The organism is Paenibacillus sp. E194, assembly GCF_000935845.1.
GTDB lineage: Bacteria > Bacillota > Bacilli > Paenibacillales > Paenibacillaceae > Paenibacillus_B > Paenibacillus_B alvei_B.
Map to the genome: position 1 here is coordinate 1 of NZ_JMDX01000152.1, position 14,928 is coordinate 14,928.

The window sequence follows — 14,928 nt, forward strand, 5'->3', positions numbered from 1 at the left end:
TACCTAGTCACTTAACAAGTGTAGTAACTCCACGTCCAATACATAACCAAGGAAATAATCTAAAAAAACAACATTACAAGTAATGATCATGATAGCTAGATTTAATGTTCGATTTACTGCACTATCTTGCGCTATAATAGATGATGCGACAAAAAATGCGACATACATGATCAATTGGCCATTCAACCAATAGCGATTTTTATAATCGATATAATAGAGGAGAATAAGGAAGCTACATAATATTGGTTGAGCTGTTTATCCATTAAATAGGGTAACTTTAAAGGTAGATCAAAGTAAAAAAAAGATGATAACTCAAAGCAGCACCCACGGTACTTTGGAGTAACAACTTGGTACTGTCGTATCAATAAAGTCGACAAGTTTTGTACTTCTTTGCTAAATGTAATATTCTGAATTATTTTATCATGTAACACATTTGTTGTACAACGAAGCTACCGATATACATTCCATGGATAGTTTGTTGTTTATTTGTGGCGTTAGGTGATTTAAAGGGAATATCATTTGTGTGATTAGAATGTGCAAGTTGAAAAGTGAGGGAGTGCAGAATGATGACAATTCAAAATTGATAAGAACAATCTGAAACTAGAGCGTCTCTTCAAACTAGAAAACTATAATTTCTGTTAAATAGATGATAAACTTTTCACATGAGAAGACGATATAAAATCAGAGGCGATCAATGGGATCGAATTAACACCTGCTATTATCTCGAGGTCGAAAGCCTCAAGGAGGCCGAATCATTTGGGATAATCGGATGATGCTGAACGCATAGCTTTGGGTGGCTAGAACAGGAAGATCATATCTTGATTTACCTGCAGAAATAGGTTTGAAGAAATCACAAAAAGGAGATTACAATGACGTTATTTCAATACTTTAAAGACATATTTAAGCAAAATCATATAATCATGGAATTATCAAGGAAAGATTTCAAATCAAGATATTTAGGTTCTTATTTAGGCATGTTTTGGGCGTTCTTTCAACCGATGTTTTTAGTGCTTGTTTATTGGTTCGTTTTTCAGGTTGGTTTCCGGTCGAATCCTATTGAGGACATTCCGTTTATTTTATGGTTATTGGCCGGTATAGTTCCTTGGTTTTTCTTTTCAGATAGTCTTGCTTCGGCAACAACTTCTATAGAACAAAATAGCTTTTTAGTTAAAAAGGTAGTTTTCAATGTTCACTTTTTACCGATTGTAAAAATAATTTCTGCTTTAAAAGTCCACCTAGTATTTATTTTACTTATGCTTATTGTTTTCTATAGTTATGGTGAACCATTTGACTTACATCAATTGCAGATCCTTTATTATTCGGGTGCTCTTATTTTGTTCTTAACAGGGCTATCATGGGTAGTTTCCTCACTCAATGTTTTTATAAAGGATATCGGTCAAATTGTATCGGTAGTGCTACAATTTGGCTTCTGGCTAACTCCTATTTTTTGGTCTTTCGATCTTCTACCTGAGAAGTGGCAGTGGGTATTTAAGCTAAATCCGATGTATTATGTGGTTGCAGGATATCGTGATTCGTTAATTAATAAAGTATGGTTCTGGCATCATTATAATCTGACAGCATTGTTTTGGGTAGTGACATTGTTCTTGTTATTTGTCGGCGCAAAACTATTTAAGAAATTGAGTCCTCATTTTTCGGATGTTCTTTAAAAGGGGTTGCAGTAGAAAATGGATAATTCAATAATAAAAGTTTCTCACCTGTCTAAGATATATAAAATGTACAATAAACCAATTGATCGTCTCAAGGAGTCTTTGAATATATCTCACAAAGTTTATTATTCAATTTTTCATGCTTTAGAGGATGTTACCTTTGACGTAAATAGAGGAGAGACAATTGGAATAATAGGAAAGAACGGATCCGGAAAGTCGACATTGTTGAAAATTTTAGCAGGTGTTCTTTCCCCTACAAGTGGCAATGTTGAAATAAAAGGAACTGTCTCCGCAATATTAGAGCTCGGTGCAGGGTTCAACGTGGAATATAGCGGAATGGATAATATTTACCTGAATGGAACTATATTAGGGAAAACAAAAGAGCAAGTGGATGCTCGGCTGAATGACATACTTGAATTTGCTGACATAGGTGAATTTATACATCAACCAGTTAAAACTTATTCGAGCGGAATGTTTGCTAGATTAGCGTTTGCTGTGGCGATTAATGTCGACCCAGATATATTGATTGTTGATGAGGCGCTGGCGGTAGGTGACATGAAATTCCAGGCTAGGTGTTTTCGTAAATTCGAAGAACTAAAAGAGAAAGGAACAACAATATTATTTGTGGGACATGATGTTTCAAGTATCCGCAAATTCTGTGAAAAAGCCCTATGGCTACATCAAGGCAAGTTAATAGCTTTCGGTGACACGTTAAGCGTTACTGCTGAATATATGGAGTATATGAATTCTGAGCAATCCACTATAAAGGAACATAATGAAGTAGATATTAATAAAGAAGATAACAATGAGGATTGTGAGGAACTTGAACCAATTAATCGTTGGGGGAGTTGTACTGGTTCTATTTCGAAAGTGATTGTACTAAACTCCAAATCAAAACAGTCGAATGTGTTGGAATATGGGGAAAAAGTAAGAATAAGTGTTCAATTTACTGTTCCTGAAGGAGCTGATTTGAGACATTTTAGTACAGCTATCGCCATAAAAAATACAATGGGTTTAGACTTAATTGTGTTCACAACTAAAGACGATAATGAAGGCTTTTTCTGTGATGTAAAAGCTGACAAAATAGAAGTGGTTTTTGAGTTTACAAATTTTTTGACTGATGGGGAATATGTTCTAGTAGCTGCTCTTGAAGATCGATCTTCCATTCAACCACAATATTATGATTTTATTGAGGGTGCAGCCTATTTGAAATCAACAACAACCGATCAGTTTTTTGGAATTGTACACCCTCCGTGTCATGTTTATATGAGAAGGAAGAGTGATAATTTATGATAAAAACCGCTACAATTAATAGTAAAGATTATTGGGATAAACGGTTCGAAGAAAATTGGGAGCCATACTCAGGGAGAAAACAGACTTTGTATTTTTGTAATATAGCATATGATTTATTCCCTGAGTGGTTGAAGGCAAAGCTAACAAAGGGAGTTAGTGTTGCTGATGTAGGCTGTGCAGAAGGTGATGGAACTAATTTCTTTGCAGATAAGTTTCCGAATAGCCGGTTTACTGGGATTGACTTTTCAGACGTTGCAATCAACAAAGCGAAATTGCACTATCCCGATCAGGATTTTATGCAAGCTGACATTGCTGCAGTAGAGAAGAAATTTGATGTTGTTTTTTCTTCTAACACGCTGGAGCATTTTGTGAATCCTTTCGAAAAGTTATCTTATTTGTTTAAAATATCAAACCAATACACGATTCTTCTACTTCCTTTTCAAGAGTATGATAGATTTGAAGAACATTTCTATACATTTGATTATAAAGATTTCAAAATAAATACGGATGGATTTTCTTTAGTTTTTGCTCAGGAATTTGATTGTTCTAGGAAGCCAAATATCTATTGGGCGGGCAAGCAACTATTGATTATTTATGCTCATAGTAGTGTGTTGGAACAACATGAGAGTTTAAATCTGGAGGATTATATACACTCACTCTCAGATCATTATACTCGATCGACTGCTGAATTAGAGACCTCAAAATTAACAATTAACGAGTTATCGACCCAATTAACACAGCAGCAAACAACAATAGCTAACCAGCAAGATACTATACAAAATATATATGAAGAAAATAAAAGAAGTTTAGAAAAGCTTGAGCAAATACGATACGAAAAAGATAAAGAAACTCTCGAACTCCAAGAAGCAATAAAGATAAAAAATGAGTATATAGAGGAACTTTTACAAGAGATTAAAGAGGCACATGATTCATCGTTATTGCTGGATAGAGAATTGAAAGATAGCGAGAATCAAATTGAATGGCTTTTAAATGAAAAATATAAATTAGATATAGAATTGCAAAATATTAAGTCTTCTCGCTTTTGGAAAGTAGCTACAAAGTATTATTTTATTCGAGATAGGACTCCCTTTATCCGAAAGTTATATAGAGCACTAGGTATATGGAAAAGACATGGTTTTAAAACACTTATGCAACAATTCAAGCTAAAGCTAACAAATAGAGGGCAAACAAATCGATATAATTCCATTACGAAATCCGTGTATGAGCGGATAATGAGTGAAATAGAAAGTGGCGAAATAAGAGGAGTTACTGTTATTCCATCAGCATTCGAATTTAAAGAGTTATATAATCAACGTACAATAAATTTAGCAAAGTACTTGGCGAAGCAAAAAATAGCGGTGTTATTTGTTGTATGGCAATGGAGTAAGGATGAAATAGTTCCAAATTCACATAAAGAGGTTTACTCCAATATATATCATGTTCCTTTTTATGATTTTACCGAAAATGTAGAGTTATTAGAGTTGTTCGGAAACATCCAAAATAAAAATGCTATACTCAATATTCCATCTAAGGAATGGAGTCAATTGCTATTACCACTGAAGAAATACGGATTTCGGACGACTTATGATATTATGGATGATTGGGAAGAGTTTAATTTAGTTGGGCAAGCACCTTGGTATGATAAAATTATTGAAGAATCAGTGATCCTGAATGTTGAAAACGTTGTTGCAGTCTCAATGCCTCTGGTTGAAAAATTCAGCCACTTAAGAGGAGATGTTTCTTGCATAGGAAATGGTTATTATAGTGAGTTATTAGGTGAAACAAACAGAAATATTGCTCACGAGACTCTTCAAAATGACTCGCAAGTTAAGGTTGGATATTTTGGTCATCTGACTGAATCATGGTTCGATTGGGATCTAGTCGAGAAAATGTTGATTGATCCCTGTATCTTTATTGAAATAATAGGTTATGGCGCCAGTGAAGAAACGATAAAAAGGATGAGCCAATATTCTAATTTCAATTATATTGGTAAAGTAGAACCAAGTAGATTAAGTGAATATGTTAAGTCATGGGATATTGGGATAATCCCTTTCGTTCTATCTAAGCTTTCAACGGCTGTTGACCCAATAAAAGTTTATGAGTATATCTATTTTGGGTTGAAAGTCTTTTCAACTGGAATTCCTCATTTAAAAGATTATCCTAATGTATACACATTTGATAAAGAAAATGCGGATGTTTCAGTATCAGAGTTTATTAGAGAGATATCTTTGTCTGAAGTATCAGATGACACAAAAAGTGAAATTGATGCTTTCTTGGGGGACACTACCTGGGAAAAGAGATTCCAAAATATGATAGAAAAACAAAATATATTTTTCTCGGAGATATATAATAATGAATGAACAGCTAAGGGTTCTCAATGTATATAAATGGGCTACAATGGGTGGAGTAGAAAGAGTTTTCCTAAATAGAGCGCACGCTTTCCAGGAATATGGGATATCAATTGTTTATGATGTGTATTTTCTACATGATAGTGGTGGTAGAGAAAAATTCAAAAAATATATCCAAAAGTATGAATTGGAGAGTAATATTCGAGTCGTTGATGATTTTAAAGAAGACGACTATGACCTTATCTTATCTGTAGACACACCTGAGATACTAGATAAAATACGTAATAATAATAAAGTGTATATGGAATGTCATACGGGATATAAAGATAATCGTGCTTATATTAAAAGACTTCCTTCTGACATTGGGGGTATAATTGTACCATCCGGCTTTTTTAAAAATACAATTCGGGACGAAGTCCCGAATTGGTTAATGGATAAAATTTATACGCTTACAAATTTTGTGTTTGCTAGTGAAGAGCTTATAAATAAAAAGAATTGTTTTTGGTCAAAGGTTCCTTTAGTGTATGTAGGGAGACTCGATAATTTAAAAAATGTAGAAGAGGCTATAAGAATACTAGCCTATTACAAAGATAATATCAGTGATGAGTTTATTCTTCTTCTTGCTGGGCCAATAATTCAGCATGAAATAGATATCCATACTTTATTAGAAACGTACAATGTTAATGACAGAGTAGTTTATTTGCCACCGGTAGATTTCGAGAACGTGAGTAAACTTTATGAAATGGTGAATGCGCATAGTGGTATATTCATTTCATCTTCGAAAAAGGAAACATTCGGTTTATCTGCTGCTGAAGCGATGATAAATGGTTTACCTGTTCTACTATCCAACATTGAAGCACATCTTGAACTTGTAGACGCTAACTATAAATTCGTGTATGAGTTAGGGAATATTAAGGAAGCATCTTCAAAGCTAGCAGAAATATTAGAAAACTATAGTGAATATAAAGCAATTATTAGTACTATGACAAAAAAGTTTTCGAGTCAACAATTTGTGGAAGATTGGAATGCGTTGATCGGTGGTGTTTAAGTGGTAAGGACTATAAAAATAGCTTACCTCATGCATGTTGATTGGAATTGGGCCAAGCAGAGACCTCATTTTGTGTATGAGCAATTATCCAAAAAATATAAAGTGGATTTATATTCTATAAAGAATATGTTCCGCAACAGTAAACTTGCTGTAAACCCGATTGAAAATGTCTCAGGAGAATCATACATTGTAAAAAAAGCACCCTTTTCTGGAAGAAATAATTTATCAAAAAGAATAGAAAAACTTTCTAACAAAAAGGTTATACAAAAGTTACTTTGTACTGATTATGATTTGGTTTGGATCACCTCTCCAGTTATGTTGCACTTCATTCCAATAGAACTAATTCAAAATCGAAAAGTTATATATGACTGCATGGATGATTATTTGGCTTTTTCTGTTAATCAAAGGCGAATCGAGTTGCATTTAGCATACGAAAAAAAATTGGTTTCAATATCAACTGCCGTAATAACTACTTCAAATCTATTGAAAAAACGTATTTTGGAGCGTTATGGAGTACATATAGAAGCTGAGAAAATTCAGGTTGTTAACAATGCTATGAATGGGGACTGGCTAAACGAACATACTAAAAAAACAAATAATGTTTCGAGGTATGTAGAAGAAGAGCTATACACAGTTGTATATGTAGGTACAATTGGGGATTGGATTGATTTTGAAAGTTTACATTACGTATTGCAACAAAATTTGAAAGTAAGGTTTAAATTTATTGGACCAATAGAAATAAAAGTCAAGGATCATGTACATCCTAGATTAGAATTTTTAGGGCCAGTTTCACATGTGGAACTACCACATTTATTGCATTCAGGAGATGCATTCATAATGCCATTTATAAAAAATGAGCTTATAGAAGCAGTAAACCCTGTTAAACTTTATGAGTATATTTTGTTTAATAAACCGATATTCGCTATTAAGTATGATGAGATAGAGAAATTTAAGCCTTTTGTATCGTTATATAATGATAAAGTCGAATTATGTCGATTGATAGAAAGACATACAAATGTAGCTAATAATATTGCTTTACCCGATGATAAACAACGTATAGAGTTCTTGAAAGAGCATACGTGGGAAACTAGAATGGAGCAGATTTATAAGGTAATAGAAGAAACAGTGTGAGATATCTCTTGGGTCAATTATTTAGAAAAACGTTATTGAAGAAGGAGAGATTAAATAATGAAAGGTATCATTCTTGCAGGCGGGACTGGTTCTCGCCTGTTTCCTTTAACCAAAGTAACGAATAAGCACTTATTGCCCGTTGGGAAATATCCAATGATATTTCATTCGATTAATAAGCTAAAACAATCAAATATAACTGATATGCTTGTTGTCACCGGGAAGGAGCATATGGGTGATGTTGTTAATCTACTCGGGAGTGGCTCCGATATTGGAGTTAGTTTCACCTATAAAGTTCAAGACGAGGCAGGCGGGATTGCTCAAGCTCTTGATTTAGCTGAACAATTTGTAGGCGATGATCAAATGGTAGTAATCCTTGGAGACAATGTATTTGAAGATGATATTACTTGCTACGTAGATAATTTCCAGAAACAGAAGAATGGCGCCAAAATACTACTTCAAGAGGTTCATGATCCACAGCGATATGGTGTAGCAGAATTGAAAGGGGATCATATTGTTTCGATCGAAGAAAAACCGCGGCATCCAAAAAGCAATTATGCGGTAACAGGAATCTATATGTTTGACCACACTGTGTTTGATATTATAAAGACACTTAAGCCATCTGGTCGTGGTGAGCTTGAAATTACAGATGTTAATAATGCATATATAACGCGGAATGAGCTCACGTTCGACGTGCTTCAAGGCTGGTGGACAGATGCAGGAACACATGCATCACTTGCACGAGCGAATGAACTTGCCAGAGATATTACGTTCGGGGATGAATTCGGGGAATTTAAGTTTTAAGGAGTGCTGGATGATGAAGGCAACACAGCTATCTTTTCAAGGAGTATATGTGATAGAACCAGTAATCTATGGTGATCAGCGTGGCTTTTTTATGGAGAGCTATAATGAACAGAAGTTGAAGGAATATGGAATAACGTTCAACTTTATTCAAGACAATCAGTCGCTGTCTGCCGAGGCAGGTGTAATTAGAGGACTTCACTATCAACTTTACCCTAAGGCGCAAACGAAGTTGATTAGAGTAATTTCGGGAGCTATATATGATGTTATTGTTGATATTCGCAGAAATTCTTCAACATTTGGGCAATGGGTTGGTGTTATTTTAAGTGAGCACAATCATCGACAGCTTTTGGTACCTAAGGGCTTTGCACATGGTTTTTGTACATTATTGCCTAATACGCAAGTATTATATAAAGTAGATGAATATTATGCATCGGAGCATGATCGTGGTATTCTATGGAATGACCCGGCCTTAGGCATTGACTGGCCAACAACTAATCCAATATTGTCTGACAAGGATAAGTTACATCCTGCTTTAAAAGAAGCGGAAATAAATTTTGATTGAATAGGAGTTAGCTGCATGAAACTACTCGTAACAGGCGGTGCTGGATTTATTGGCAGCAACTTTGTCATATATATATTGAACAAATACCCTGAATATAAAATTATTAACGTAGATGCTTTGACTTATGCTGGAAATCTGGAGAACTTGTCAGATGTACAAAGTAATTTGAACTATCGATTTGTGAAAGCAGATATAGTAGATACGGTAGCAATGGAAAAAATATTTAACGAGGGTGTAGATGTCGTAGTCAATTTTGCTGCGGAATCTCATGTAGATCGAAGCATTTTAGAGCCTGAAATCTTTGTAAAAACGAATGTGCTCGGAACGCAAGTCTTACTTGATGCTGCTAAAAAATATGGAGTCACCAAATTCGTGCAAGTATCAACGGATGAAGTTTATGGATCTCTTGGGGAAACGGGTTTGTTTAGTGAGGCTACACCGCTAACACCGAATAGTCCATACTCTGCAAGTAAAGCAGGGGGGGATTTACTCGTTAGAGCATATTATGAGACTTTTGGGCTTCCCGTCAATATTACACGCTGTTCGAATAACTATGGACCGTATCAGTTCCCTGAGAAGTTGATTCCATTAATGATTTCCAACGCTTTAAATGACAAGCAGCTCCCGATTTACGGAGATGGGCTTAACATTCGTGACTGGTTATATGTCGAAGATCACTGCAGTGCGATTGATTTGGTCATTCATAAAGGCCAAAATGGTGAAGTGTACAATATAGGCGGTAATAATGAAAGAACGAACATCCACATTGTGGGGAAGATATTAGAGCGACTTGGTAAACCAGAGTCATTAATTAAGTTTGTAGAAGACCGTCTTGGACATGATCGTCGTTATGGAATCGATGCAACTAAGATCACTAATGAACTGGGCTGGAAGCCTAAACATACATTTGAAACAGGAATTAATGAGACGATTAACTGGTATTTAAAAAACCGGATCTGGTGGGAGAGAATACAGTCTGGTACGTATCAGGCATTTTATGAACAACAATATGGAACACGGCTAGGGGAGTAATGTATGAACATACTCGTTACTGGTGCTAATGGGCAATTGGGGGCGGACGTAGTCCGCTTTTTGTCTAAGAAGGGACATCATGTTATAGGACTCGGAAGAACTCAATTAGACATCACTGATGGGGAAATGTGTAGCACTGTCATTGATGAAGTAAAACCTGATGTAATAATTCACTGTGCAGCCTATACAGCCGTGGATAATGCAGAGACGGATCAGGATCAAGCGTACTTGGTTAATGCGATTGGGACGGGAAATTTATCTGCTGCCGCGGAACGGATAAAGTCCAAGTTATGCTATATTAGTACTGACTATGTATTTGACGGCACGGCCTCTAGTCCATATCATGAGTATGATAATACCAATCCACAGACTGTGTATGGTAAGTCTAAACGGGCTGGAGAACAGTTAGTGCAGTTGTTATGTTCTCGCTGGTTTATTGTGAGAACATCGTGGGTATACGGAGCTTCAGGCAGAAACTTTGTAAAAACAATGTTGAAAATGGGTCAGGAGCGAGATTCATTACAAGTAGTTAATGACCAATGGGGTTCCCCAACGTATACAAGTGACTTGGCTTTATTTTTAGGTGAGCTTGTAGTTACGGAGAAGTATGGTATTTATCATGCATCAAATGCTGGTATTTGCACGTGGTATGAGTTTGCACAGGCTATTTTTGAAGAAGCAAACATGCCTGTAATAGTTGAACCATGCACAACTGAACAATTTCCACGTCCAGCACCTAGGCCCCGTTATTCCGTTATGGAATCGATGGCGATACGCGTGAATGGCTTTAAGTCAATTCGCCATTGGCGAGAAGCGCTGCGAGAATATTTGAATGAATAACAGAATGGGAAGTGAATGAGAGTGAGGGAACAGCGAAATAAGGTTCAGATTCTGCTTTCAACCTATAATGGGGAGAAATATCTGCGGGAGCAGCTTGATAGTCTACTGAGGCAGACTCATTCTCATTTCTTTATTACAATAAGAGATGATGGTTCGTCGGATCGAACAACAGCCATCATTCAAGAATATGTGGGTAAATACCCTAATCGGGTAGAAGCTTTCTATGAGCAAAATGTTGGTGTTATCTCAAGCTTTTTCAAACTTCTCTCTAACTATGTTCATGAGGATACGGATTATGTCTGTTTCTGTGATCAAGATGATGTATGGCTGGATAATAAGATAGAGAGGGGCGTGCGTTCTCTAGGAGAATATGCTACTGACCGATCTATGATGTATGTGACGCCTACTCTAATGGTGAATGAAGTGCTTCAGCCGCTACACAATTGGCCCCCTGCTCCCCAGAGGGGGCCGTCATTTTATAACGCGTTGGTAGAGAATATCGCTGTAGGTGCTGTATTGATGATGAACAGGGCTGCAGTTGAAAAAATTAAAAGTAATATTCCGAGTCAGCTAAATATTGTGATGCATGACTGGTGGGTCTACTTAGTAGTATCTTCATTTGGAAAAGTGGTTTATGAGGAGAAGCCGAGTATATACTATCGTCAGCATCAAAATAATGTGGTAGGTGGACAGTACAGTTTTATTGATAAGTGGGTAAAAAAATGGAGCAGCTACAAAAAGCATCGAGCTCAAAAAATATTGTGGAATCAAGCAAAGGAGTTCGAACGTTGCTGGGGAGAACATCTCTCTCTCGAGATGGCAAGAGAGTTGCATCAATTTCTTCTTCCGGGTAGGGGGATTATTGCTAGGACGAAGTATGCATTGACGACACGGCTGTATCGGCAGTCAAAGTTGGATAACCTCGTCATGCGACTTATGCTGATTAGAGGGGATATTTTGCGATGATCGACTTATCTATCATTATTGTCAACTATAATACGAAGCAATTAACCCTCAATTGTTTGGAGTCTGTCTATCAGTCAATTACGGACTATCAATATGAGGTTATTCTCGTAGATAACGCTTCACGGGACGATATAGTTGATGTTGTTAGAAATACGTATCCGCAAGTAAGATTAATTGCGAATACCGTTAATCTTGGCTTTTCTAAGGCGAATAATCAAGGAATGCGCATTACAGATGGACGTTATGTTCTTCTTCTGAATTCGGATACGGTAGTTGAGACGGACACGCTAGATATTATGCTTCGGTTTATGGACGAGCATCCAACAGTAGGAGCATCTGGCTGCAAGGTAGTATTACCGGATGGTAGCTTAGATAAGGCTTGCCGCAGAGGGTTCCCAACTCCATCAGCTACATTTTTCTACGTATCGAAATTATCAAAATTTTTTCCGAAGAATTCACGTATTAATGCTTATCACCGTGAGGATCTCGACCCGAATGAAGCCTACCCGATAGATTGTCTGGTAGGTGCATTTATGATGGTACGGCGTGAAGCTATTGATCAGGTTGGGTTATTGGATGAGCGATTTTTTATGTATTTTGAAGATACTGATTGGTGCTATCGGCTGCAAGAAGCAGGATGGATCAATTATTATTACCCAAAGACTACAATCTTGCACTACAAACGTGCAAGCAGTCGACATAAGCCATTTCGAATCATCTATGAATTCAATCGGGCAATGGCCTTGTTTTATAATAAGCATTATAAATCAAAGTATCCAATATGGGTTACAGGACTAATGTATATGGGGATCGGCGCTAAATTGTTTGCTGCCATGACATTCAATGTCGTATCGAAAATGATAAAACGATAACAATGTTTAAACTGTATGCTTTTTTTGTTTATACCCATTCTTTTAATTCAGGGATAACCCCCCTCCTTTCTGAGAACTGTATAGTTCTTAAAGTCAATTGCCTTATTCTTAATTATTTGACTAATATAACATTGAAAGGGTGCTTAGAAATAACTAAATCCAGGGTTGTTTACGCAGATATCTTAAGAATTTTAGCTATTATTAGTGTGGTCAATATTCATGTTTCTGGATCGTTTTCATTGGGAAGTTTCAGTGTCACCAATATAAATAATTGGTGGGCTGAAAATATTTTCGATTCATTGACAAGATGGGGAGTACCAATATTCTTGATGGTTTCCGGTATGTTGATGCTTAATACTGATAAAAATGAGTCTTTAAAGACATTTTTTTTGAAAAGAGTAAACAAGATTCTCATACCATTTTTAGTATGGGGGATAATTTTCGATGCTCTTCACCCCAGATATATGAATGTTCCGTTTTCGCTAAAAGGATTATTTACCGACTTCATTAGCGGGACAATATATTGGCACTTTTGGTTTATGTATGCGATTGTAGGACTTTACATTCTAACTCCAGTAATAAGAGTTTTTGTAAACAATGCGAGTAAGAACATAATGATCTATGCTTTGACTTTATGGTTTACTTTCGCTTCTGTACTACCTTTAATAGAAAACATATTCCATATAAATTTTGATGGGTCAACGAACATGTCAGTCATGGGGAATTACCTTGGTTATTTTGTATTAGGACACTTTTTACATACATATGAAGTCTCAAAGTTATTCAAAAGAACGGTATACTTTTTAGCGCTTGTCAGCGCAATTATTTCGCCAACACTCACTTACATATTAACAAAAAATAATAACGGTAACTTCATGAGTTATTTTTATGACTATCAAAGTATTACGGTTGTAATAATGTCAGTTGCAGTATTTATTTTCATAAAATCAATCGATTGGGATAGTTTATTGAAAGACAAAGCACAATTGAATTCAGCTATTAGCGTTATAAGTCATGCTAGTTTCGGTGTGTTTTTAGTTCATTTCATATTTATGAATGAATTAGGACGGTTTGGTATAGAATTATTCACGATGGGCGCTAACTCCTGGTTGCGAGTTCCTGCGATGGATATTATAGTATTCTCTCTTAGTTTATTATTTGTGATCGTGCTCAGAAAGATTCCTTACTTCAGAAGAATTGTATAATGAACAAGTGAAAAGGGAGGATATCTTGATACCATTCTAAACTTATCTCAATAATCAGTTTCGCTACTAGACGATTGTTTTGGTGATGATATATCCGAACGAATAAATGGATCTTACACGTTAGAAGTTGAAGGAGAATTATTATTATCATACACTCCGTCGAACACGATCGGATAATCGCAATATTATCATAGCAGTGGAATGTGAGCAGATCAGTATGATCTGCTTTTCATTTGTTTGAAGGTGGGTTTCTGGAACACCTGTACAATGCAAGCATCAAATAGCCCACACCTTGTTACACAGATGTGGGCTATTTGATGCTTGCGATGAGAGTGCATATATTATTTTCATTTATATGATTCGATGACTAATATGTACATTAATATGCACCTTCACCTTTTAGAACAACAGGAATTGTTTTAATCAAGATTTTTAACTCGAGTGAAATACTCCATTTTTCGATATAATATAAGTCTAATTTTACCCATTCATCAAAAGTGATGTCACTGCGTCCACTGACCTGCCACAATCCTGTAATCCCAGGGCGAATGTCTAATCGTCTCCATTGAAAATCGTCGTAGCACTCCACTTCATTAGGAAGCGGGGGGCGAGGACCCACCAAGCTCATTTCACCTTTAAGAACATTAAATAGTTGTGGCAACTCATCAATTGAAAATTTACGAATGAGTCGCCCAACACGAGTGATACGAGGATCATTTTTCATTTTGAATGCTGGACCGTCTGCTTCGTTAAACTTTTTGAGCTGCTCTTTTAACTCTTCTGCATTGTTTACCATTGATCGGAACTTGTGCATACAGAACGGCGCTCCATTCTTGCCGATTCGTTTCTGATGAATGAACACTGGCCCTCTAGAATCAAACTTGATGATTATGGCAACGATCAATAGGAGCGGAGAGACAATGCATATACCAAGTAAGGATATAATGATGTCAGCTGCTCGTTTAAGAAATAAGTTCAGTCCTCTAAGAGGAGTCTTCACAATTTCAATGCAGGGATAATCATATGCTTGATCGAACGAGATGCTCGACGTTACCAACTCGAATAACTCAGGAATAATCTTAATTTGAACGTCATATTTACGAATGGAAGATATAAGTTGATTAATAAGATTTTTTTCAGAAGGTATTGTAATATAAATTTCC

At 36.1% G+C, this 14,928-nt stretch carries 13 protein-coding genes; 12 read left to right on the forward strand and 1 reads right to left on the reverse strand.

Annotated features, from left to right (window positions below):
- Positions 1–869: 869 nt before the first annotated feature.
- The 12 genes from AZ66_RS19260 (at position 870) to AZ66_RS19315 (ending at position 13,765) form a co-directional block, all read left to right on the forward strand.
- A complete protein-coding gene (locus AZ66_RS19260; RefSeq protein ID WP_044356302.1) occupies positions 870–1,667 on the forward strand; it encodes an ABC transporter permease in 798 nt (265 codons plus the stop codon).
- A gap of 18 nt (positions 1,668–1,685) precedes the next feature.
- Positions 1,686–2,960, forward strand: coding sequence for an ABC transporter ATP-binding protein (locus tag AZ66_RS19265; protein ID WP_044356303.1), 1,275 nt, complete (start codon positions 1,686–1,688; stop codon positions 2,958–2,960).
- Positions 2,957–5,320, forward strand: a complete 2,364-nt coding sequence (locus AZ66_RS30035) for a methyltransferase domain-containing protein (RefSeq protein ID WP_052648673.1) — start codon at positions 2,957–2,959, stop codon at positions 5,318–5,320. Before AZ66_RS19265 ends, AZ66_RS30035 begins: the two co-directional genes overlap by 4 nt.
- Positions 5,313–6,356, forward strand: coding sequence for a glycosyltransferase family 4 protein (locus AZ66_RS19275; protein ID WP_044356304.1), 1,044 nt, complete (start codon positions 5,313–5,315; stop codon positions 6,354–6,356). The genes AZ66_RS30035 and AZ66_RS19275 overlap by 8 nt, the downstream gene beginning before the upstream one ends.
- 72 nt (positions 6,357–6,428) lie before the next feature.
- Entirely contained in the window at positions 6,429–7,487 is a 1,059-nt protein-coding gene (locus AZ66_RS19280; protein ID WP_156160023.1) for a hypothetical protein, read from the forward strand.
- A gap of 57 nt (positions 7,488–7,544) precedes the next feature.
- A complete protein-coding gene (locus AZ66_RS19285; protein ID WP_044356306.1) occupies positions 7,545–8,288 on the forward strand; it encodes a sugar phosphate nucleotidyltransferase in 744 nt (247 codons plus the stop codon).
- A 13-nt stretch (positions 8,289–8,301) separates the two neighbouring features.
- Complete coding sequence (gene rfbC, locus AZ66_RS19290) at positions 8,302–8,850, forward strand: dTDP-4-dehydrorhamnose 3,5-epimerase (RefSeq protein WP_044356307.1); 549 nt, start codon at positions 8,302–8,304, stop codon at positions 8,848–8,850.
- Positions 8,851–8,865: 15 nt separating this feature from the next.
- Positions 8,866–9,882, forward strand: coding sequence for a dTDP-glucose 4,6-dehydratase (gene rfbB, locus AZ66_RS19295; RefSeq protein WP_044356309.1), 1,017 nt, complete (start codon positions 8,866–8,868; stop codon positions 9,880–9,882).
- A 3-nt stretch (positions 9,883–9,885) separates the two neighbouring features.
- A complete protein-coding gene (gene rfbD / locus AZ66_RS19300) occupies positions 9,886–10,722 on the forward strand; it encodes a dTDP-4-dehydrorhamnose reductase (protein WP_044356311.1) in 837 nt (278 codons plus the stop codon).
- 15 nt (positions 10,723–10,737) lie between these two features.
- On the forward strand, positions 10,738–11,688 hold the full coding sequence (locus AZ66_RS19305; protein ID WP_044356313.1) for a glycosyltransferase family 2 protein: 951 nt from the start codon (positions 10,738–10,740) through the stop codon (positions 11,686–11,688).
- Positions 11,688–12,560 carry a glycosyltransferase family 2 protein gene (locus AZ66_RS19310; RefSeq protein WP_044356317.1) on the forward strand — a complete coding sequence of 291 codons (873 nt, stop codon included), beginning with the start codon at positions 11,688–11,690 and terminating at the stop codon, positions 12,558–12,560. Before AZ66_RS19305 ends, AZ66_RS19310 begins: the two co-directional genes overlap by 1 nt.
- A 2-nt stretch (positions 12,561–12,562) precedes the next feature.
- Positions 12,563–13,765, forward strand: coding sequence for an acyltransferase (locus AZ66_RS19315; protein ID WP_082061655.1), 1,203 nt, complete (start codon positions 12,563–12,565; stop codon positions 13,763–13,765).
- Positions 13,766–14,144: 379 nt separating this feature from the next.
- Here the strand turns inward: AZ66_RS19315 and AZ66_RS19320 are convergent.
- Positions 14,145–14,928 (reverse strand): sugar transferase (locus AZ66_RS19320; protein ID WP_044356315.1); only part of this gene is annotated, 784 nt, incomplete at its 5' end.

What these genes read in the sequence shown, in the direction of transcription:
- AZ66_RS19265 (WP_044356303.1), top strand. Translation starts at nt 1,686, where the DNA reads ATGGATAATTCAATAATAAAAGTTTCTCACCTGTCTAAGATATATAAA.
- AZ66_RS19260 (WP_044356302.1), top strand. Translation starts at nt 870, where the DNA reads ATGACGTTATTTCAATACTTTAAAGACATATTTAAGCAAAATCATATA.
- rfbC (WP_044356307.1), top strand. Translation starts at nt 8,302, where the DNA reads ATGAAGGCAACACAGCTATCTTTTCAAGGAGTATATGTGATAGAACCA.
- AZ66_RS30035 (WP_052648673.1), top strand. Translation starts at nt 2,957, where the DNA reads ATGATAAAAACCGCTACAATTAATAGTAAAGATTATTGGGATAAACGG.
- rfbD (WP_044356311.1), top strand. Translation starts at nt 9,886, where the DNA reads ATGAACATACTCGTTACTGGTGCTAATGGGCAATTGGGGGCGGACGTA.
- AZ66_RS19305 (WP_044356313.1), top strand. Translation starts at nt 10,738, where the DNA reads ATGAGAGTGAGGGAACAGCGAAATAAGGTTCAGATTCTGCTTTCAACC.
- AZ66_RS19275 (WP_044356304.1), top strand. Translation starts at nt 5,313, where the DNA reads ATGAATGAACAGCTAAGGGTTCTCAATGTATATAAATGGGCTACAATG.
- rfbB (WP_044356309.1), top strand. Translation starts at nt 8,866, where the DNA reads ATGAAACTACTCGTAACAGGCGGTGCTGGATTTATTGGCAGCAACTTT.
- AZ66_RS19315 (WP_082061655.1), top strand. Translation starts at nt 12,563, where the DNA reads ATGTTTAAACTGTATGCTTTTTTTGTTTATACCCATTCTTTTAATTCA.
- AZ66_RS19285 (WP_044356306.1), top strand. Translation starts at nt 7,545, where the DNA reads ATGAAAGGTATCATTCTTGCAGGCGGGACTGGTTCTCGCCTGTTTCCT.